At 69.4% G+C, this 19736-nt stretch carries 17 protein-coding genes; 7 read left to right on the top strand and 10 right to left on the bottom strand.

The window, feature by feature from the left end; translation table 11 throughout:
* Nucleotides 1-50: 50 nt before the first annotated feature.
* Entirely contained in the window at nt 51-545 is a 495-nt protein-coding gene (locus tag QTH87_RS06930; RefSeq protein ID WP_286607940.1) for a GNAT family N-acetyltransferase, read from the bottom strand.
* Nucleotides 546-578: 33 nt separating this feature from the next.
* Nucleotides 579-1304 (bottom strand): HAD family hydrolase, encoded by a 726-nt coding sequence (locus QTH87_RS06925; protein ID WP_286607939.1) that lies wholly within the window; start codon nt 1302-1304, stop codon nt 579-581.
* A 15-nt stretch (nt 1305-1319) separates the two neighbouring features.
* On the opposite strand from QTH87_RS06925, the gene hemH reads away from it, so the two are divergent.
* Nucleotides 1320-2354 (top strand): ferrochelatase, encoded by a 1035-nt coding sequence (gene hemH, locus QTH87_RS06920; protein ID WP_286607936.1) that lies wholly within the window; start codon nt 1320-1322, stop codon nt 2352-2354.
* Nucleotides 2355-2370: 16 nt separating this feature from the next.
* Here hemH and QTH87_RS06915 read toward each other — a convergent pair whose 3' ends face one another.
* From QTH87_RS06915 to QTH87_RS06880, 8 genes are all read right to left on the bottom strand, one after another.
* On the bottom strand, nt 2371-2880 hold the full coding sequence (locus tag QTH87_RS06915) for a DUF1993 domain-containing protein (RefSeq protein WP_286607934.1): 510 nt from the start codon (nt 2878-2880) through the stop codon (nt 2371-2373).
* Nucleotides 2881-2986: 106 nt separating this feature from the next.
* Entirely contained in the window at nt 2987-3865 is an 879-nt protein-coding gene (locus tag QTH87_RS06910; RefSeq protein WP_286607932.1) for an alpha/beta fold hydrolase, read from the bottom strand.
* The gene (locus QTH87_RS06905) at nt 3862-4926 is read right to left on the bottom strand and encodes a branched-chain amino acid ABC transporter permease (protein ID WP_286607930.1); all 1065 of its coding nucleotides are present in this window, start codon (nt 4924-4926) and stop codon (nt 3862-3864) included. The genes QTH87_RS06910 and QTH87_RS06905 overlap by 4 nt, the downstream gene beginning before the upstream one ends.
* 15 nt (nt 4927-4941) lie before the next feature.
* Nucleotides 4942-5925 (bottom strand): branched-chain amino acid ABC transporter permease, encoded by a 984-nt coding sequence (locus tag QTH87_RS06900; protein WP_286607928.1) that lies wholly within the window; start codon nt 5923-5925, stop codon nt 4942-4944.
* On the bottom strand, nt 5922-6659 hold the full coding sequence (locus QTH87_RS06895; protein WP_286607926.1) for an ABC transporter ATP-binding protein: 738 nt from the start codon (nt 6657-6659) through the stop codon (nt 5922-5924). The genes QTH87_RS06900 and QTH87_RS06895 overlap by 4 nt, the downstream gene beginning before the upstream one ends.
* A complete protein-coding gene (locus QTH87_RS06890; protein ID WP_286607924.1) occupies nt 6656-7420 on the bottom strand; it encodes an ABC transporter ATP-binding protein in 765 nt (254 codons plus the stop codon). The genes QTH87_RS06895 and QTH87_RS06890 overlap by 4 nt, the downstream gene beginning before the upstream one ends.
* 140 nt (nt 7421-7560) lie before the next feature.
* The gene (locus QTH87_RS06885) at nt 7561-8748 is read right to left on the bottom strand and encodes a substrate-binding domain-containing protein (RefSeq protein ID WP_286607923.1); all 1188 of its coding nucleotides are present in this window, start codon (nt 8746-8748) and stop codon (nt 7561-7563) included.
* Between the two features lie 150 nt (nt 8749-8898).
* Complete coding sequence (locus QTH87_RS06880; RefSeq protein WP_286607921.1) at nt 8899-10443, bottom strand: sigma-54 interaction domain-containing protein; 1545 nt, start codon at nt 10441-10443, stop codon at nt 8899-8901.
* 187 nt (nt 10444-10630) lie between these two features.
* Between QTH87_RS06880 and QTH87_RS06875 the strand changes: the two genes are divergently transcribed.
* From QTH87_RS06875 to QTH87_RS06850, 6 genes are all read left to right on the top strand, one after another.
* Nucleotides 10631-12127, top strand: coding sequence for an efflux transporter outer membrane subunit (locus QTH87_RS06875; protein ID WP_286607919.1), 1497 nt, complete (start codon nt 10631-10633; stop codon nt 12125-12127).
* A complete protein-coding gene (locus QTH87_RS06870) occupies nt 12124-13272 on the top strand; it encodes an efflux RND transporter periplasmic adaptor subunit (RefSeq protein WP_286607918.1) in 1149 nt (382 codons plus the stop codon). The genes QTH87_RS06875 and QTH87_RS06870 overlap by 4 nt, the downstream gene beginning before the upstream one ends.
* 31 nt (nt 13273-13303) lie before the next feature.
* Nucleotides 13304-16441 (top strand): efflux RND transporter permease subunit, encoded by a 3138-nt coding sequence (locus QTH87_RS06865; RefSeq protein WP_286607917.1) that lies wholly within the window; start codon nt 13304-13306, stop codon nt 16439-16441.
* 34 nt (nt 16442-16475) lie between these two features.
* Nucleotides 16476-16829 carry a hypothetical protein gene (locus QTH87_RS06860; protein ID WP_286607914.1) on the top strand — a complete coding sequence of 118 codons (354 nt, stop codon included), beginning with the start codon at nt 16476-16478 and terminating at the stop codon, nt 16827-16829.
* A gap of 70 nt (nt 16830-16899) precedes the next feature.
* Nucleotides 16900-17262 (top strand): DUF2946 family protein, encoded by a 363-nt coding sequence (locus QTH87_RS06855; protein ID WP_286607913.1) that lies wholly within the window; start codon nt 16900-16902, stop codon nt 17260-17262.
* 95 nt (nt 17263-17357) lie between these two features.
* On the top strand, nt 17358-19682 hold the full coding sequence (locus QTH87_RS06850) for a TonB-dependent receptor (RefSeq protein ID WP_286607912.1): 2325 nt from the start codon (nt 17358-17360) through the stop codon (nt 19680-19682).
* The last annotated feature ends 54 nt before the right edge of the window (nt 19683-19736 follow it).

Raw genomic sequence — 19736 nt, 5'->3', positions numbered from 1 at the left:
TGCATCGATCTGCGCCTGGATCTCCTCGATCACGGCGTCCTTCTCGCTCTTCATGGGGCTGTCTCCGGCCTTCTGCCGGCGTACTCCAGTTGCCTGCTCATCAATGCGTTGGGAATCGTCACCCCTCGAACGACCGGAAATCGCCGCTCGACGACTCGAAACCCGTGGCGGGCGAAAAAGGGCTCGGCGGTCCGGCTCACGTCGGAGGTCAGGGTGGCCAGACGAAGCTCCCGAGCCTGCCGATGCAGCCGGTTCATCAACAGCGTTCCGATGCCTTGGCGCGCGTGGGTCCCGGACACGAAGAAATGGTCGATGTAGCCGTTCCGCTGCACGTCGGCGTAGCCCACGATCTCGCCGCCGCTCTCCGCGACGAACGGGTCGATGCGGCGCACGCGTTCTGCCCACAGATCCGGATCGAGGTTTGCGGGGGCCCACGCGTCGATCTGCTCGGGTGCGTAGTCGCGGCATGCCACCTCGTGAATGGCCGTGAAATACACGCGGAACAATGCGGCTTCATCGCCCGTGCGGAATCGCCGGATCCTCATCGCAGTGCCCTGCCTCCGTGATGCGGCGCGCCGTCAGTGCGTGTCGAGCGCCATGCACAGCGCGTGCAGGTTCGGCACGATCAGCTGCGGCCGGGCGCCGTGCTCCCAGGGCCGCTCCTCGCGCACCAGCCAGGCGGCCTGCATGCCGGCATCGAGGGCACCCACGACATCGAGCGCGGCGTCGTCGCCCACGTGCAGCATGTCCTTGGGCAGCAGGCCGATCGACGCGGCGGCGGCACGGAAGATCGGCGCATGCGGCTTGCCGCTGCCGAACTCGCGCGCATTGAAGGCGGTCCGGAACCAGCGCCCGACGCCCGTGCGATGCACGTCGGCATTGCCGTTCGACACCGCCACCAGCGGATAGCGCTCGCTGAGCCACTTGAGCGCCGGCAGCGCATCGTCGTAGAGCGTCACGCGCTGGCGTTCGGCGAAGAAGGCCTCGAAGGCCGGCTCGGCCAGCGCCGGGTCCTCGCCCGCCCGCCTGAGCGCGCCCCGTATCGATTCGCGCCGCAGCGCGCTGAGGTCGTGCGCGAGATCCGAGCGCTCCTTGGCCGCCGCCTCGCGCAGCTCGCGCAGCACGCCGGGCGTGAGCAGCAGGTCGGCGGTGCGTGGCGCCTCGCGCAGCAGCCATTGGTGCAGCACGCGCTCGGCGCGCTCGATGGTGGGCCAGATCGGCCACAGCGTGTCGTCGAGATCGAGCGAGATGCCGGCGATGCGCCGGACGTCGAGAGCGAGTGGATCGGGGGTCGCGATGGCCATGACCGAGAATATCGCATGCCCCTTTTCCGAGCCGAACCGACCGTCGATGCCGCCGCCACGATCCGCACCGCGGTGCTGTGGTGCAACCTGGGATCTCCCGACGAAGCCACCGCGGCCGCCGTGCGCCCCTACCTGGCGGACTTCCTCGGCGATCGGCGCGTGGTCGAGATCCCGCGCGCGCTGTGGGCGCTGATCCTGCACGGCATCATCCTGCGCACGCGGCCCGCGAAGTCGGCCGCCAAGTACGCCAGCATCTGGACGCCCGAAGGCTCGCCCCTCAAGGTCTGGACCCGCAAGCAGGCGCTGCTGCTGGGCGGCTGGCTCGGCGAGCGCGGACATCGGGTCGCGGTTCGCGACGCCATGCGCTACGGCCAGCCCTCGCTGGGCTCGCAGCTCGACCGGCTCAAGGCCGAAGGCGTGACCCGCGTGCTCGTGCTGCAGGCCTATCCGCAGTACTCGGCCACCACCACTGCGAGCGTGATCGACGCGGTGAACGCCTGGAGCGCGAACGTGCGGCGGCTGCCCGAGTTCCGCTTCGTGAACGACTTCCACGACGACCCGGCCTACATCGATGCGCTCGCGCAGAGCGTCGAGCGCCACTGGAAGCACGAAGGCCGGCCCGACCGGCTCCTGATGAGCTTCCATGGCATCCCCGAACGCAACATCCGCCAGGGCGACCCCTACCAGGCGCAGTGCCAGACCACGGCGCATCTGCTCGCGGCGCGCCTGGGCCTCGCCGATTCAGCCTGGCAGCTGAGCTTCCAGTCGCGTTTCGGCCGCGCGAAATGGCTGGAGCCGTACACCGAACCGACGCTGCGCGCGCTTGGGCGTGCCGGCGTGGCGCGGGTGGACGTGATGTGTCCGGGCTTTCCGGCCGACTGCCTCGAGACGCTCGAGGAGATCGCCATGGAAGGCCGCGACGCCTTCCTGGAGGCCGGTGGCAAGGATTTCCGCTACATCCCCTGCCTCAACGACAGCCCGGCATGGATCACCGCGCTGAGCGGCATCGCCGAGCGGCATCTGCAGGGCTGGCCTACGAAGGCCGGCTGACCCGGCGCGGGCCGCGCTACTGGAAGCGGCCGAGGTAGTCCATCTTGCCGACCGCCACGCCGCTGTGGCGCAGCACGCCGTAGGCGGTCGTGACGTGGAAGAAGAAGTTGGGCAGCGCGAACTGCAGCAGATAGCGCTGGGCGGTGAACTTCAGTTCGTTGCCGCGCGCCTTCATGACCACCTCGCGCGCTTCGGCGCCGTCGATCAGCGACCGGTCGACCGAGTTCAGGTATTCGATGGTCTTCGCCACCCTCGCCTGCAACTCGACATAGGTGGCTTCGGTGTCGGGAAAGCTCGGCGCCGTGATGCCGGCGATGCGCGCGGTGCCGAGCTTGCTCGCATCGCTCGCGCTCTGCACCTGGCCGGTCAGCGTGAACATGTCGGGTGCGAGCCGCGCCTGCAGCAGCAGGTCGGGATCGGTGCCCGCGGCCTGCGCATGGGCCAGACCCTTGTCGAGCACGTGCGCGAGCTGGCCGAGACCGCGCGTGAATACCGGGACCGAGATGTCGTAGAGCGAGATCGCCATGGTCTGTTCCTGCATAGTGGAGCCGACCGATTGTGGGGCAGAGAGCAGGCCGGCGCCGGGCCGCGCCCGCGTGGGGCAGCGACCCCACGAAGTGGGAGCTTGGTTGTTACGCTGCCGCGCGAACGAAGGTCTCGATCGGACCCAGGTGCTCGGGCACGTTGAGCGCCGGCGCATGGCCGCAGCCGGCCACTTCGATCACCTTGAGACGGCCCGCGGCGCCCGGCCCGCGCCGGCGCATCTCGTCGAGCGTCGCGGGCAGCACGAGGTCGGATTCGACGCCGCGCAGGCACAGCACCGGCACTTCGATCGCGTCGTAGTGCTTCCAGATCAGGTAGTCGTCCGGCGTGGCCTCGAACTGCCGCACCATCGCGGGGTCGTAGTGCGGCGTCACGCGGCCGTCGGCCAGCCGGCGGGTCGAGGTCTCGGTCAGGCGGCGCCATTGGGCGTCGCTGAGCCAGCCGTAGGGCTTGTAGACCGTGCGGAAGAACTGCTCGAGCTCTGCGATGGTGTCGAAGGCCGGTGGCTTGCCCGCATAGGAACGGATGCGCTCGATCGCCGCGGGCGCGAGCTGCGGCGCGTTGTCGTTGAGCACCAGGCTCGCGATGCGCGGCTTCAGGGTCGGCTCCAGCAGCCCAGAGGCGCACACCATGCCGATCGCACCGCCCATCGAGGTGCCGATCCAGTGCACGCGCGTGAGCTTCAGCGCGTCGAACAGCCCGAGCGCCAGCCGGCCATAGAACGCCAGCCGGTATTCGTCGTCGGGCGCCGGACTCCACTGGCTCAGGCCGCGGCCCAGCGTGTCCGGGCAGATCACGCGAAAGCCGCGCGCCGCGAAATGCTCGGCCAGTTCGTCCATGTCGCGGCTGGTGCGCGCGAGGCCGTGCCACGCGACCACCACGGGGCCGTCCCGCGGACCCCAGTCCATCCAGTGGATCTCGCGGCCGGCGATCTGCAGGTAGTTGGAGCTTGGCTTCGGCGCGTTCATTTCAGGGCCCTCGCACGCAGGCGGCCGACGATGCCGGTCGGGAAGTAGTAGACCGAGAGCACGAACAGCACGCCCAGCCACAACAGCCAGCGGTCCGGCGACAGCAGCGCGGCGAGCCACGAAATGCCGCTGGCGGACTCGCTCGCGAACCGGAGCAGGTCCTGCAGGTAGCTCTGCGCCAGCACGAAGATCACCGAGCCGATGACTGCGCCGTAGATCGTGCCCATGCCACCGATGACCACGATGAGCAGCACGTCCATCATGATCTCGAAGCTCAGCGAGGTGTCGGGCCCGTTGTAGCGCAGCCAGATCGCGAGCATGGCGCCGGCCAGGGTCGCGAACAGCGCCGACAGCACCGAGGCCGTGGTGCGATAGACCACCACCCGGTAGCCGATCGCCTCGGCGCGGAACTCGTTCTCGCGGATCGCCTGCAGCACGCGACCGAACGGCGAGTTGACGATGCGCAGCAGCGCCAGCACCAGCGCCACCGCGGCCACGAACAGCAGGTAGTAGCACAGCAGGCGGCCGTCGAGCGAGACGCCGAGGAAGGGCTCCTCGGAGAACTCGAAGCTCGGCGAGATCAGCTCGGGCAGCTTGAAGGTCAGGCCGTCCTCGCCGCCCGTGAAGTCCGACAGCTGAGAGGCCAGGGTCTGGAAGGCCGAGGCCACCGCGAGCGTGATCATGGCGAAGAAGATCGCCCGCACGCGCAACGAGAACAGCCCGATCGCGAGCGACAGCACGAACGAGATCGCGAGCGCCGCCAGCAGCCCCAGCAGCACCGCATCCCAGCCCGCACCGAGGCGGCTGGCGGAGATCGCGATGCCATAGGCGCCGATGCCGAAGAACATGGTGTGCGCGAAGCTCACGATGCCGGTGTAGCCCAGCAGCAGGTCGAAGCTGGCGACCAGCACGATGAAGACCAGGATCTTGGCCGCGACGCTGAGCGCCTTGACCCCGGGAAAGATGAAGGGCGCAAAGGCCAGGCCCAGCACCAGCACGGCCAGCAGCAGCGCCAGCAGCCGGCTGCGCGGCAGGTCGTTGGACAGAAGTCGGGTCAGCATGAAAGGTTGCCTTCGTCAGCGATTGGCCACGGGATACACGCCCTGCGGGCGCCACAGCAGCACGGCCACCATGAGGAAGATGCTCGCGAACTGCGTCAGCGTCGGCACGATGAAGCCGACGTAGTTGGTCATCAGGCCGACCAGCAGCGCGCCGATCAGCGCGCCCGCGGTCGAGCCGAGGCCGCCGATGATGATCACGATGAAGATCATCACGTTGACCTGGGCGCCCATCTGCGGCACCAGGTTCTGCTGGAACAGCCCCCACATCACGCCGCCGAGGCCGGCCAGCGCGCTGCCGACCACGAACACGCCGATGAACAGGCGCCCGATGCGGTAGCCCAGCGACTCGACCATCTCGCGGTCCTGCACGCCGGCACGGATCAGCAGGCCGATCTTGGTGCGACCCAGCGTCCAGGCCAGCAGGCCGAACACGAAGACGCCGATGAAGACCGCAAGGATGCGGTACTTGCTGATCGCCGCGTCGCCGAAGAACAGCGAGCCGCGCAGCGCCTCGGGCAGCGGCAGCGGAATCTGCGCCGGGCCCCAGATGACCTTGATCAGCTCCTCGCCGATGATCAGGCCGCCCATCGTGATCAGGATCTGCTTCAGGTGTTGGCCGTAGACCGGCCGCACGATGAAGCGCTCGAAGGCCAGGCCGAGCACGCCGGCGACCGCCATCGCGACCAGCATCGCCGGGAACACCGCGACGAGGTTGCGCCACAGCTCGCCCGAGCCGGTCCAGTCGCTCATCGTCCCGAGCACGCTGCTGGCGACGAAGGCGCCGAGCGCGATGAACACGCCGTGGCCGAAGTTCAGCACGTCCATCAGGCCGAAGACCAGTGTCAGGCCCGAGGCGATGATGAAGATGATCATGCCCATCGCGAGCCCGGCCACGGTCAGCGTGAGCCAGGTCGAGACCGAGCCCGTGAGCGGCAGCGCGACCAGTGCCAGCACGGGCACCAGCAGCAGCGGCTTCCAGTCGAAGTCGATGTTTTTCATAGGGCGAGACCGAGCAGCGATTGCTGCAGTTGTTCGTCGGCCGAGAAGGCGGCCATGGTGCCGCTGTGGACCACGCGACCGTTGTCCATCACGGCCACCTGGTCGCCCAGGCGCTGCGCGAAATGGATGTTCTGCTCGACCAGCAGGATCGTGACGCCGCTGCGCTTGAGTTCGCTGAAGGCGTCGATCATGTTGTTGATGATGGCGGGCGCGAGGCCCTTGCTGGGCTCGTCGATCACGAGCAGCTCGCGCGGCTCGACGATCGCGCGCGACACGGCGAGCATCTGCTTCTGGCCGCCCGAGAGCTTGCCGGCCGGATGGTTCCAGAACTTCTCGACCGCGGGAAAGAGCTTGAATATCCACTTCAGGCGCGCGTCGTCCATCTGCTCGGCGTTCTTGGCGCCGCGCGCGGCCAGCAGCATGTTCTCCTTGACCGTGAGGTCCGAGAAGATGCCCATGTTCTCCGGCACGTACGCGATGCCGAGCCCGGCGATCTCAGGCGTCTTCAGCGCCGTGATGTCGCGCTCGCCGAAGCGCACGCTGCCCTGCGACGCATGCCACAGGCCCATCAGCGTGCGCAGCGTGGTGGTCTTGCCGGCGCCGTTGCGGCCCAGCAGCATCGTGAGCTGGCCGCGCGGCACCGCGAGGTCGACGCCGTGCAGGATGTGATACGCCCCGATGTGCGTGTGCACGCCCTTCATCTCGAGCAGGTTCGAAGGCAGGTTCGAAGTCATGCGGCCTCCTTCGTGACGCCGAGGTAGGCTTCCTGGACGATCGGCGAGGCGATCACCTCGGCCGGCTCGCCATCGGCCACCAGCTGGCCGTTGTGCAGCACGATGATGCGGTCGGCGAGTTCGCGCACCACGTCCATCTTGTGCTCGACCAGCAGGATGGTCTTGCTCTTGTCCTGCTTGAGCTTGCGGATCAGGTCGAGGATCACGGGCGCCTCGGCCGCGTTCATGCCGGCGGTCGGTTCGTCGAACATGAAGACCTTCGGCTCGAGCGCCATCAGCAGCGCGACCTCGAGCTTGCGCTGGTCGCCGTGCGGCAGGCTGGCCACGGTGGCGTCTTCCTTCGACTTGAGCGCCACGTCGGCCAGGATCTGGTCGGCGCGTTCGGTCAGCGCCCGGTGGTCGCTCCAGATGCTCCAGAGATTGAGGCCGCGCCGGTGCGCGCCGTCGCGCGTGGCCTGCACGGCCAGCCGCACGTTCTCGAGCACCGTGAGATTCGGGAACAGGTTCGTGAGCTGGAAGGCCCGCCCGAGCCCGGCCCGGGTGCGTGCCGACGCGCTCAGCCCGGACAGCAGCTGGCCGTCGAGCGACACCGTCCCAGCGGTCGCCTTGAGCTGCCCCGAGATCAGGTTGAAGTACGTGGTCTTGCCGGCCCCGTTGGGTCCGACGATCGCGGTCAGCGTGCCGGGCGCGAACGCGCACGACACGGCATTCACCGCCACGTGTCCGCCGAAGCGAATGGTGAGATCTTGAGTTTCGAGCATGAGTTGGACCCGGCCGGCGAAGCCAGGCCGTGTTGGTGAAACACCGAGGAACCGGCTTTGCCGGGCCTCAGGTGTTGCCCCCGGTAGGGGGTGGGCGCCCCGACACGAAGTGCGGGGCAACCTGGGGGCGAGCCAAATGTTTAGCGCTTGTTCCGGATGGGGATGTCCATCTCTTCCGGCTTGATCTCGTGCACCAGCTCAGGCACGCCCCACGCGAACGCCGGGTCGACCTTGATCTTGAAGTGGTACATCGACTGCATGGCCTGATGGTCTTCCTTGCGGAAGGTCATCTTGCCCTTGGGCGTGTCGAAGGCCATGCCTTCCATGGCCGTGATCAGCTTGTTGGTGTTCGTGTCGCCACCGGTCTTCTTGAGCGCGGTCACGATCGCCATCGCGGCCGAGAAGCCGCCGGCCGTGAAGAAGTCCGGCGGCGTCTTGAATTCCTTGTAGTGCATCGACACCATCGCGTCGTTGACCGGGTTCTTCGGGATGCCGAAGTAGTAGTAGGCCGCGCCTTCCATTCCCGGCAGCGACTTGTAGGCCGCCATCGCCGGCAGGATGTTGCCGCCGGTGGCGATCTCGATGCCGTAGCGCTTGAGGTCGAGGTCGACGATCTTGAACGGATTGCCCGCACCGGCCCAGACGATCCAGATGATCTTGCGGCCGGGCTGGTCCTTGAGCTTGTCGATCAGGCGCTGCGCACCGGCGGTGAAGTCGGTGGTGGCGGCCGGCAGGTATTCCTCGTGAACCAGCTTGGCCTTCTTCAGCGCCGCGCCGAAGGCCTTCACGCCGTCACGGCCGAAGGCGTTGTCCTGCGCCAGCGTGGCGACAGTGACACCGGCCTTGTCGACCGCGACCGCGTTCGAGATCGCGTCCTGCGAGCTGTTGCGGCCGGTGCGGAAGATGTACTTGTTCCACTTGTCGCCCGTGATCGAATCGGCGACGGCCGGCTCGACCAGCAGGATCTTCTTGTATTCCTCGGCCACCGGCAGCATCGCGAGCGCCACGCCCGAAGCAGTGGGGCCGACCGCGAGTGCGGCCTTGTCGTCCGCATAGGCCGCGGCCAGTTGCGACTTGCCGAGGTCGGGCTTGCCCTGGTCGTCCTTCTCGATCACGACGATCTTCTTGCCGTTGACCGTCATGGTGCCGCCGGTGGCGTAGTCCAGGCCCATCATCAGACCGGTCTGGGTCTGCTTGCCGTAGGCCTCGAGCGGGCCGGTCTTGCTGTAGACGTGGGCGATCTTGATCTCGTTGGACTGGGCCCAGGCCGGGGCGGCCAGCGATGCGGCAGCCAGGGTGGCCAGCGCGACGAGGTTGCGACGTTGCATTCTTTGTCTCCTGATGGTGATGGCTGAATATTGCACACTTCGTGCCAGCCGTCAGTGCCTTGAAAACAAAGGAGTTTCCCTCGTATCGCTTGGTAGCAGCCTGGAATCAGGACATTTCGAATGTCTTGATTTCAGACAATTGCACAAATCTCACGCAGGGTTTTCCAGACGTTCGTAGAGGGTCGCGCGCGAGATGCCGAGCAGGCGCGAGGTTGCCAGCTTGTTGCCGCCGGTCGCCGCCATTGCCGCCGCGATGGCGCGCCGCTCGAGCTCGGCCACCTGCTGGGCCAGCGGGCGCAGCAGCGCGGCGCTGTCGTCGGCATCGTTGGCTGCCGCGGGCGGCTCGGCGTCGGGGGCCGCGATCTGCTCCTGCCCGGCCTCGCGCAGGATGCGCTCGAGCTGCTGCGCATCGATGCGCTGCGAGTCGCTGCGCATCGTGACCTGCTCGAGCACGTTGCGCAGCTCGCGGATGTTGCCGCGCCAGTGCTGCGCCGCCAGCAGCGCGAGCGCCTCGGGCGTGAGCTCGGGCGGCGCCTCGCCACTGCGCAGCGCCATGTCTTCGCCCAGCACCTCGACCAGCGCCGGGATGTCGCCGCGCCGCTCGCGCAGCGGCGGCACACGCACCGGCAGCACGTTCAGACGGTAGTAGAGGTCTTCGCGAAAGCGCCCTTCCCTCACCAGCGCCGCGAGGTCGCGCGAGGTGGCGGCGATCACGCGCGCATCGAAGGGCACCAGCTTGTTCGAGCCCAGCGGCTCGATCTCGCCTTCCTGCAGCGCGCGCAGCAGCTTGGCCTGCAGGCCCAGCGGCATGTCGCCGATCTCGTCGAGGAACAGCGTGCCGCCGTCGGCGAGCTTGAACTTGCCTTCGCGCGCCTTGCGGTCGGCCCCCGTGAAGGCGCCCGGCGCGACGCCGAAGAACTCGGCCTCGAGCAGGGTGTCGGGCACGGCCGCGATGTTGACGCTGACGAACATGCCGCCCGCGCGGGCCGAGGCCGCATGGATCGCATGGGCCAGCAGTTCCTTGCCGGTGCCGGTCTCGCCGAGCAGCAGCACCGGGCTCGAGGACTGCGCCGCACGACGCGCATGGCGCTTGACCTCCACCGCGGCCGGGCTGCTGCCGATGAAGCTCGCGAAGGTGTACTTGGATCGCCGCTGGCCGTCGGCCGACTGCTGGTAGAGCGGATTGGCTCGCTGGCTGGCCAGTTCGCGCCGGGCGTCGTCGAGGTCGCGCTGCAGCAGCGCGAACTTGCTGATCAGCGGCTGCAGCGTGGTCTGGGGATGGTCGAACAGCACGATGCCGATGGCGCCGATCACGGCGCCCGGCGTGCCGGCGGCACCGGCGTCGGCCTCGTTCGTCTCGCGCAGCGGCAGGCGGCTGACCACGAAGGTGCCGGCCTTGTTGGTCAGCAGGTCGATCAGGATGGGCTCGCCCGTGTCGAGCACGTGGCGCATCTGAGTGTTGGGGATCACGTCCTCCACCAGATGGCCGAGGAACTGGTCGATCGACGAGAAGCCGAGCGCCGGCAGGAAGCGGCGGTAGCCCTCGTTGACCCAGACGATTCGCCCGCTGCGGTCGACCAGGAACATGCCCTGGCTGATGCTGGAGAACAGGTGGAACATCGAGCGCGCGGCGAGCGCGAGGATGCCTTCGGCATCGAGCGGCAGCGCGGGGGGTGCGGCGGTGGCGGGTGGCATGGGCGGATCGTAGCGTGAGCGGCGCGCCCGTCGCGAGACGCGGCGCCCGACTACAGGAAGCCCGTTCGCGCCTTGCTATGCTGCGCGGTTCGCACGGCCCGGCCCTCCAGCCAGCTGCCGATGCCCCCGGCGCCCAGGCGCGGCGACCTGCTCGCCACCGAACGTCACCCCATTTTTGCGGAATCTCATGAGGAACTCCCGGCTCCCCGCGCTTTGCCTTGCCGCCGCCCCGCTGCTGCTGCTCGCTGCATGCGCCGTCCCGCGCCCACCGGCCGAGGTCGCGGCGCCGATGCCGGCGCAATGGCAGACCCCGTTGCCGGCAGGTACCGCGGCGCTGCCGCACGGTGGCTCGATGCCGACGCTCGCCGAATGGTGGCGGCAGCTCCACGATCCCCTGCTGGTCGAGCTGATCCAGGCGGCAGAAGCCGCGAGCCCGACCGTGGCGAGCGCCGCCGCGCGCATCGGCGAGGCCCGCGCCTCGCGGGTGGCGGCCGGAGCGGCGCTGGTGCCGAACCTCGACGGCTCGCTCTCGGCCAGCCGCGGCAATTCGCCAAGCTCGGGCTTCTCGAGCACGCCGACCACCGGCGGCAGCACCAGCATCCCGCCGATCACGACCTTGCAGGCCGGCCTGCAGTCGAGCTGGGAGATCGATCTCTTCGGCGGCCTGCGGGCCAACCGCGATGCCACCCAGTCGCGCTTCGCCGGTGCCGACGCACGCTGGCACGACGCCCGCGTCTCGGTCGCGGCCGAGACCGCCAATGCCTACCTGGCCGAGCGCGCCTGTCGGCGGCAGCTCGTCGTGTCGACCTCGGATGCGCGTTCGCGCGCCGAGACCGCGCGCCTGACCGAACTCTCGGCCCGGGCCGGCTTCACGGCACCGGCCGATGCCGCACTGGCTCGCGCGAGCGCGGCCGAGGCTGCGAACCGGCTCACGCAGCAGCGCGCGCTGTGCCTGGTACAGCAGCAGGGCCTCGTTGCGCTGACAGGCATCGAGGGCCCGCTCCTCGCGGCCAAGCTCGAGGCTGCGCCGATCGACGTCGACCTGCCCGCGGTGCAGGCGGTCTACAGCGTGCCGGCCGATGCGCTGGCCCAGCGGCCCGACGTCTACGCGGCCGAGCTCGACGTCGCGGCCGCCAGTGCAGAGGCCGGCGCGGCGCTGGCCCAGCGCTTCCCGAAGCTGGGCCTGCAGGGTTCGATCGCGGCGCTTCAGATTCGCGGCGGCGGCCTGCGCGAATCGCTGGACACCTGGACCATCGGGCCGCTCGCGCTGACCGTGCCGATCTTCGATGCCGGCACGCGCGCCGCCAACGTCGAGGCCGCCGAGGGCCGCTACGACGAGGCGGTGTCGCTCTACCGCGCCAGCGTGCGGCGCGCCGTGCGCGAGGTCGAGGAAGCGCTGATCAACCTGCAGGGCACCGCAGACCGCGCGGCCGATGCCGACACCGCGGTGCGCAACTACCAGATCTCGCTCGACGCCACGCAGGCCCGCTTCGACACCGGCCTCGCGAGCCTGTTCGACCTCGAGGATGCGCGGCGCACGCTGTTCGTCTCGCAGACCGCCCGCGTCGCGCTGCAGCGCGAACGCGCCGAAGCCTGGGTTTCGCTCTACCGCGCCATGGGCGGCGGCTGGACGCGGCCCGAGTCCCTTGCCAGCACGGCCCCGATCGCCACGCCCTCGCCATGAAAAGAATGAAGCGTTCCACCCTCCTCGTCCTGCTGGCCGCCGTGCTGGTGATAGCCGCGGGCGCCTTCTTCGCCCTGCGCGGCAAGTCCTCCGACGCGCCCGACAAGAAGACCGAAGCCGCCGCGCGGCCTTCGCTGACCGTGACCGTCGCGAAGCCCGAGAGCACCGAGCTGACAGTCACGCTGCCGGCCAACGGCAACGTGGCGGCCTGGCAGGAAGCCAGCGTGGGTTCCGAATCGAACGCGCTCAAGCTTGCCGAGGTTCGCGTCAACGTCGGCGACGTGGTGAAGAAGGGCCAGGTGCTCGCCACCTTCTCCACCGATTCGGTGCAGGCCGACGTCGCCCAGGCCCGCGCCTCGCTCGCCGAGGCCCGCGCCACCGCGGCCGACGCCACCGGCACCGCAGCGCGCGCACGCACGCTGCAGGCCACCGGCGCGATGAGCCAGCAGCAGATCAACCAGTACCAGACCGCCGAGCAGACCGCCAAGGCACGGGTCGAGGCCGCCGAGGCCGTGCTGTCGGCGCAGCAGGTGCGCGGGCGCAACACGACGGTGGTGGCGCCCGACGACGGCGTGATCTCGTCGCGCACTGCCACGGTCGGCAGCGTGGTGGCCGCGGGCACCGAGCTGTTCCGCCTGATCCGCCAGGGCCGGCTCGAATGGCGCGCCGAGGTGACCTCGGCCGAACTCGGCCGCATCGCGGCCGGCACGCCCGCGGTGATCACGACCGCGAGCGGTGCCCAGGTCAAGGGCACGGTGCGCAGCATCGCGCCGACCGTCGATCCGCAGACGCGCGCGGCGCTGGTCTACGTCGACATCCCGAACGCACTGCAGAACACCGGCCTCAAGGCCGGAATGTTCGCGCGCGGCGATTTCCAGCTCGGCCGCAGCAGCGCATCGACCGTGCCGCAGGCCTCGGTGGTGCCGCGCGACGGCTTCAACTACCTGTTGCTGCTGCAGCCCGACAACCGGGTCGCGCAACTCAAGGTCGAGACCGGCCGCCGGGTCGGTGACCGGGTCGAGATCACCACGCCCCTGCCGGCCGATGCGCGCGTGGTCGTGCAGGGCGCCGGGTTCCTCAACGATGGCGACCTGGTGCGCGTCGTCGAATCCGCGGCCAGGCCGGCGGCGGAAGCCGCCAAGTGAACCGCCTGGCAACGCCGAAGGGAGCACGCGCATGAACGTCTCGGCCTGGTCCATCCGCAACCCGATTCCCGCAGTGATGCTGTTCGTGCTGCTCACGTTTGCGGGGCTGCTGTCGTTCAACGCGATGAAGGTGCAGAACTTTCCCGACATCGACCTGCCCACGGTCACGGTCACGGCATCCTTGCCGGGCGCCGCGCCCTCGCAGCTCGAGAACGACGTCGCGCGCAAGCTCGAGAACTCGATCGCCACCATCCAGGGCCTCAAGCACATCACGACCAAGGTGCAGGACGGCGCCGCCACGCTGATCATCGAGTTCCGGCTCGAGAAGCCGGTGCAGGAAGCGGTCGACGACGTGCGCTCGGCCGTGCAGCGCGTGCGCGCCGACCTGCCGGCCGACGTGCGCGACCCGGTGGTCACCAAGCTCGACTTCGCAGCCCAGCCGGTGCTGGCGTTCACGATCGCATCCTCGAGGATGGACGACGAGGCGCTGTCCTGGTTCGTCGACAACGACGTCAGCAAGAAGCTTCTCGCGCTGCCCGGCGTCGGCGCCGTGAACCGCGTCGGCGGCGTCACGCGCCAGGTGCACGTGGATCTCGATCCGGCCAAGCTGCAGGCGCTCGGCGCCACCGCGGCCGACATCTCGCGCCAGTTGCGGCTGGTGCAGACCGAAAGCGCGGGCGGCCGCACCGATGTCGGCGGCAGCGAGCAACCGGTGCGCACGCTGGCGACGGTGCAGTCGGCCGACCAGCTCGACGCGATGCAGATCGTGCTCGGCGACGGCCGCCGCATCCGGCTCGACGAGGTGGCGCGCATCCGCGACACCATCGCCGAGCCGCGCGCCTCGGCCCTGCTCGACGGCAAGCCCGTGGTCGGCTTCGAGGTCGCGCGCAGCCGCGGCGCCAGCGAGGTCGAGGTCGGTGCCGCGATCCAGAAGGCGCTGGCCGAGATGCGCGTGCAGCGGCCCGACATCCAGCTCACCGAGGCCTTCAACTTCGTGGCCCCGGTGGAAGAGGAATACGAAGGCTCGCTGCATCTGCTCTACGAAGGCGCGATCCTGGCCGTGATCGTGGTCTGGCTGTTCCTGCGCGACTGGCGCGCCACCTTCATCTCCGCGGTGGCGCTGCCGATGTCGGTGATCCCGGCCTTCGCGGGCATGTACCTGCTGGGCTTCTCGGTCAACGTGATCTCGCTGCTGGCGCTGTCGCTGGTGGTCGGCATCCTGGTCGACGACGCGATCGTGGAGGTCGAGAACATCGTTCGCCATTTGCGCATGGGCAAGTCGCCCTACCAGGCGGCGATGGAGGCGGCCGACGAGATCGGCCTGGCGGTGATCGCCACCACCTTCACGCTGATCGCGGTGTTCCTGCCGACCGCCTTCATGAGCGGCGTGGCCGGCAAGTTCTTCAAGCAGTTCGGCTGGACCGCCTCGCTTGCGGTCTTCGCCTCGCTGGTGGTGGCGCGGGTGCTGACGCCGATGATGGCGGCCTACATCCTGAAGCCCATCGTCGGCGCCGAGAAGGAGCCGCGCTGGCTCGCGATCTACATGCGCATAGCCGAGTGGTGCATGAGGCACCGCTTCACGACCATGGTGATGGCCACCCTCTTCTTCTTCGGCTCGGTGGCGATGATCCCGCTGCTCAAGACCGGCTTCATCCCGCCCGACGACAACTCGCAGACGCAGGTCTACCTGTCGCTCGCGCCGGGCGCCACGCTGGCCCAGACCACCGCGGCGGCCGAGGAAACGCGCCGCCGCGTGATGCAGATCGACCACGTGCGCAGCGTCTACACCACCATCGGCGGCGGCAACGCGGGCGGCGATCCGTTCGCGAACTTCGGCACGCCGGAGACGCGCAAGGCCACGCTCACGATCCAGCTCGATCCGCGCGGCGACCGGCCGCGCAAGCAGGTGATCGAGAACCAGGTCCGTGCCGCGCTCGAGTCGCTGCCCGGCGTGCGCAGCACGGTGGGCCTCGGCGGCTCGGGCGAGAAATACATCCTGGCGCTGAGCGGCGACGACCCGGCCGCGCTGACCACCGCGGCGCGCGCGGTCGAACGCGACCTGCGCACGATTCCCGGTCTCGGCAACATCACCTCGACCGCCAGCCTGATCCGGCCCGAGATCGCGGTGCGGCCCGACTTCGCGCGTGCCGCCGACCTGGGCGTGACCAGCTCCGCGATCGCCGAGACGCTGCGGGTCGCCACGCTCGGCGACTACGACCAGAACCTGCCCAAGCTGAACCTCGCGCAGCGCCAGGTGCCGATCGTGGTCAAGCTGGAAGATTCGGCGCGGCAGAACCTCGCGCTGCTGGAGCGGCTCTCGGTGCCCGGCGCCCGCGGGCCGGTGATGCTGGGCCAGGTGGCGGCGCTCACGGTCGAGGGTGGCCCGGCCGTCATCGACCGCTACGACCGCTCGCGCAACGTCAACTTCGAGATCGAGCTGTCGGGCGTGGGCCTGGGCGATGCCAAGGACGCGGCCATGAACCTGCCCTCGATCCGCGGCCTGCCGCCCGGCGTGCGGGTGGCCGAGGTCGGCGATGCCGAGGTCATGACCGAGCTGTTCGCGAGCTTCGGCCTCGCGATGCTGACCGGCGTGCTGTGCATCTACATCGTGCTGGTGCTGCTGTTCAAGGACTTCCTGCATCCCATCACCATCCTGTGCGCGCTGCCGCTCGCGCTCGGCGGCGCCTTCGTCGGCCTCCTGATCGGCCAGAAGGCGCTCTCGATGCCCTCGCTGATCGGGCTCATCATGCTGATGGGCATCGCGACCAAGAACTCGATCCTGCTGGTGGAATACGCGATCGTCGCGCGCCGCGAGCACGGCCTCTCGCGCTGGGATGCGCTGCGCGATGCCTGCCACAAGCGGGCGCGGCCGATCATCATGACCACGCTCGCGATGGGCGCCGGCATGATGCCGATCGCGATCGGGCTCGGCGCCGCCGACTCGAGCTTCCGCTCGCCGATGGCGATGGCCGTGATCGGCGGGCTGATCACCTCGACCGTGCTGAGCCTGCTCGTGGTGCCGGCGGTGTTCACCTACGTCGACGACGTGGAGGGCTGGATCCGGCGCACGGTGCGGCGACTGCGTGGCCAGCCGGCCGAGGCCGCGCACGAGCCGCCTTCGCACGAGCCGCCTTCGCACGGGACGCCTGCCACCGAACAGCCCGGATAGACTAGGCGCCGTCCCCCGACGGAGCCACACGACCATGATCCGAACCGCTTCCCGCCTTGCGCTTCACGGCGCCCTGCTGCTTGCCGCAGTGGCTTCCCAGGCCCAGAACGCCACCGACCTGGCAGAGGCGCAGGCGCGCTTCGACCAGGAAGTCGCACGGTGCAACGGCGGCCAGCTGCCCGCGCCCCAACGCGATGCCTGCGTGCGCAATGCGGGCGCCGCGCTCGACCGGGCTCGCGGCAGCGCCCCCGGCACCGTGACCACGCGCACGCCCGACCGGCGCGCCACGGTCGTCAAGCCCGAGGGCGCGCCGGTGCCGGGCGCCACCGAGACAGTGCGCTCGCGGCGTTCGACCACCGTGGTGCCGACCGAACAGGCGCCGCGCTGAATCCCCGCTGAAGCCCGCCAGTGCCCGTGCGCCGCAGTGCGCCCCGGGCCAGGCCTCATAATCCCGCCCCATGCCCGCACTCCGCCGCGCCCGCCTGCTCGCCAGCCTCGTGCTGGCGTGGTTCGCGCTGTCGCTCGGCGTCGCGGTGGCATCGCCCCTGGTGCAGCCGAGGACGATGGACATCGTGTGCTCGGCCTCCGGCAGCGCGATGCTGCTGGTGATGACCGACGACGGCGCGCAGGCGCCCGCCGCCGGCCATCTCGACTGTCCTCTCTGCCTGCCGACCGGTGCCCCGCCGCCGGCGCTGCCGCTCGCGCAGCTGCCCCGGCTGCTGCCGCTGGGCCATGCGGTTCAATCGATTCCCGCCGCGCGCATCGCGGCCGCCACCGCGGCGCCGCTGCCGGCGCGCGGCCCCCCACTCTCCCGAGCCTGAGCCAGACCTGATGCACGGGCACCCGACGGGTGCTTCGCTGCGCTTTCCAGCCCGAGCACCGGCGCCCGCGAATGGCCGCCGGGGAGTACTTCCCGATGAACAAGACACTGCTGTCGCTCGCCATGAGCGCAGCCTTCCCGTGGTGGGCCGGGCCCGCCCTGGCCCAGCAGGCGCCGGCCGAGCGCCCGGCCGACGCGGCACCCGAGCGGACGCGCTCGCTCGGCGTCGTCACCGTGACCGGCGGCCAACCGACCTCGCTGCCGACCCAGATCCCGACCACCATCGAGGGCGTGACGCGCGAGGAGATCGAGACCCGCATCAACGCCACCGACAGCGAGGACGCGCTCAAGTACCTGCCGAGCCTGCTGGTGCGCAAGCGCTACGTGGGCGACTACAACCACGCAATCCTCTCGACCCGGGCATCGGGCACCGGCAACAGTGCGCGCTCCGCGGTGTATGCCGACGGCATCCTGCTGTCGAACTACCTCGGCAACGGCATCGCCAACGGCAGCAACTACGCGCCGCGCTGGGGCCTCGTCACGCCCGAGGAGATCGAGCGCGTCGACGTCATGTACGGCCCGTTCTCGGCCGCCTATCCGGGCAACTCGGCGGGCGCAGTGGTCGACTACGTGACGCGCAAGCCCTCCCAGCTGGAGGCGCACGTCAAGATGGGCTACCAGTCGCAGCCCAACGACCTCTACGGCGCCAATCACACCTTCAACAGCTGGCAGACCAGTGCCTCGCTCGGCAGCCGCAGCGGCGACTGGTCGTGGTTCATCGACGTGAGCCGCGGCGACAGCCAGGGCCAGCCGCTGACGTTCACCACCGCCACCGTGGCCTCGGGCACGCCGGGCCGCGCCGGCACGCCCGTGGCGGGCTTCGTGCCGGGGCTCAACACGACGAACACGCCGTGGTACATCCTCGGAAGCGGCACCCAGTACCACACGGTCCAGGACCACGCGAAGCTCAAGCTGGCCTACGACTTCTCGACCAGCGTGACCGCGACCTATACGCTCGGCTGGTGGCAGAACAGCTCCGAAGGCCGACCCGAGAGCTACCTGCGGAACGCCGCAGGACAGCCGGTCTACAGCGGACCGGTCAACATCCTCGGGCGCAGCTACACGCTGGCGCCGACCGCCTTCCCGCTCACCGACGACGATCAGACGCACTACATGCACGGCCTCTCGGTCAAGAGCAACACGCGCGGCGAATGGGACTGGGAAGTCGCCGCGAGCCTCTACGACTACGCGAGGGACCGCCAGCGCGCGCCCACGGTGGCCATGCCGCTGGCGCAGTTCGGCGGCGCCGGCACCGTGCAGGACCAGGGCGGCAGCACCGGATGGAACACGCTCGCGGCCAAGGGCACCTGGCGGCCCCAGGGCGTGGGCGGCGCGCACATCGTCGATTTCGGCGTTGCACGCGACGCCTATCAGCTCGGCATCCTCAAGCGCAATGCGATCGGCAGCTGGCAGGACGGCCCTCCGGCCACGCTGGTGAGCAACGTCGGCGGCAACACCGAGACGGTCGCGGCCTGGGTGCAGGACAGCTGGTCCTTCGCGCCGCGCTGGAAGGCCGTGCTGGGGCTGCGCTGGGAAGACTGGCAGGCGAGCAACGGCTTCACGGCGACCGCATCGAGCTACCTGCCATATGCCACGCGCGGCGAGTCCGACGTGTCTCCGAAAGCCGCGCTGGCCTGGCAATGGACCGACGACACGGTGCTCAAGGCCTCGCTGGGCCGCGCGGTGCGCTATCCCACGGTGGGCGAACTCTACGGCGCGACCACGGGCGGCGCGCTGTCGTTCATCAACGACCCATGGCTCAGGCCCGAGAAATCCTGGACCAGCGAGCTCACGGCCGAGAAGGACCTCGGCAACGGCATCGCGCGCGCCACGCTGTTCCACGAAGACACGGACGACGCGCTCTACAGCCAGCTGATCCCCAACACCAGCATCTCGCGCGTGCAGAACATCAGGAAGGTGCGCACCACCGGCGTCGAGCTGGCCTACACCGGACAGGACGTCTGGATCCGGGGCCTGGACCTCGGTGCCAGCCTGACCTTCGCCGATTCGAAGATCGTCGCCAATCCGCTCAACCCGCCAAGCATCGGCAAATGGCAGCCGCGCGTGCCGCAATGGCGATCGACGGTCTACGCCACCTGGCGACCCGATGCACGCTGGGCTTTGACCGCGGCGGCCCGCTACAGCGGCCGGCAATACTCGACGCTCGACAATAGCGACGTCAACGGCTTCGCCTACTTCGGTGCCAGCAAGTACTTCACGGTCGACCTGCGGGCGCGCTTCCAGATCGACCGGCAATGGTCGGCGGCCTTCGGCATCGACAACGCCAACAACTACCAGTACTGGAATTTCCACCCCTATCCGCAGCGCACCTACACGGCCGAGCTGAGGTGGGATTACTGAGACCTTTCGGACCGACCTGAGACCCTGCGGGACAGACCAAGAATTGCGAAGCAG

It is taken from the genome of Variovorax jilinensis, assembly GCF_030316885.1.
Lineage (GTDB): Bacteria > Pseudomonadota > Gammaproteobacteria > Burkholderiales > Burkholderiaceae_C > Variovorax > Variovorax jilinensis.
This window is presented reverse-complemented; position numbering and strand designations above follow the sequence as displayed.

What these genes read in the sequence shown, in the direction of transcription:
- QTH87_RS06930 (WP_286607940.1), bottom strand. Translation starts at nt 545, where the DNA reads ATGAGGATCCGGCGATTCCGCACGGGCGATGAAGCCGCATTGTTCCGC.
- QTH87_RS06925 (WP_286607939.1), bottom strand. Translation starts at nt 1,304, where the DNA reads ATGGCCATCGCGACCCCCGATCCACTCGCTCTCGACGTCCGGCGCATC.
- hemH (WP_286607936.1), top strand. Translation starts at nt 1,320, where the DNA reads ATGCCCCTTTTCCGAGCCGAACCGACCGTCGATGCCGCCGCCACGATC.
- QTH87_RS06915 (WP_286607934.1), bottom strand. Translation starts at nt 2,880, where the DNA reads ATGGCGATCTCGCTCTACGACATCTCGGTCCCGGTATTCACGCGCGGT.
- QTH87_RS06910 (WP_286607932.1), bottom strand. Translation starts at nt 3,865, where the DNA reads ATGAACGCGCCGAAGCCAAGCTCCAACTACCTGCAGATCGCCGGCCGC.
- QTH87_RS06905 (WP_286607930.1), bottom strand. Translation starts at nt 4,926, where the DNA reads ATGCTGACCCGACTTCTGTCCAACGACCTGCCGCGCAGCCGGCTGCTG.
- QTH87_RS06900 (WP_286607928.1), bottom strand. Translation starts at nt 5,925, where the DNA reads ATGAAAAACATCGACTTCGACTGGAAGCCGCTGCTGCTGGTGCCCGTG.
- QTH87_RS06895 (WP_286607926.1), bottom strand. Translation starts at nt 6,659, where the DNA reads ATGACTTCGAACCTGCCTTCGAACCTGCTCGAGATGAAGGGCGTGCAC.
- QTH87_RS06890 (WP_286607924.1), bottom strand. Translation starts at nt 7,420, where the DNA reads ATGCTCGAAACTCAAGATCTCACCATTCGCTTCGGCGGACACGTGGCG.
- QTH87_RS06885 (WP_286607923.1), bottom strand. Translation starts at nt 8,748, where the DNA reads ATGCAACGTCGCAACCTCGTCGCGCTGGCCACCCTGGCTGCCGCATCG.
- QTH87_RS06880 (WP_286607921.1), bottom strand. Translation starts at nt 10,443, where the DNA reads ATGCCACCCGCCACCGCCGCACCCCCCGCGCTGCCGCTCGATGCCGAA.
- QTH87_RS06875 (WP_286607919.1), top strand. Translation starts at nt 10,631, where the DNA reads ATGAGGAACTCCCGGCTCCCCGCGCTTTGCCTTGCCGCCGCCCCGCTG.
- QTH87_RS06870 (WP_286607918.1), top strand. Translation starts at nt 12,124, where the DNA reads ATGAAAAGAATGAAGCGTTCCACCCTCCTCGTCCTGCTGGCCGCCGTG.
- QTH87_RS06865 (WP_286607917.1), top strand. Translation starts at nt 13,304, where the DNA reads ATGAACGTCTCGGCCTGGTCCATCCGCAACCCGATTCCCGCAGTGATG.
- QTH87_RS06860 (WP_286607914.1), top strand. Translation starts at nt 16,476, where the DNA reads ATGATCCGAACCGCTTCCCGCCTTGCGCTTCACGGCGCCCTGCTGCTT.
- QTH87_RS06855 (WP_286607913.1), top strand. Translation starts at nt 16,900, where the DNA reads ATGCCCGCACTCCGCCGCGCCCGCCTGCTCGCCAGCCTCGTGCTGGCG.
- QTH87_RS06850 (WP_286607912.1), top strand. Translation starts at nt 17,358, where the DNA reads ATGAACAAGACACTGCTGTCGCTCGCCATGAGCGCAGCCTTCCCGTGG.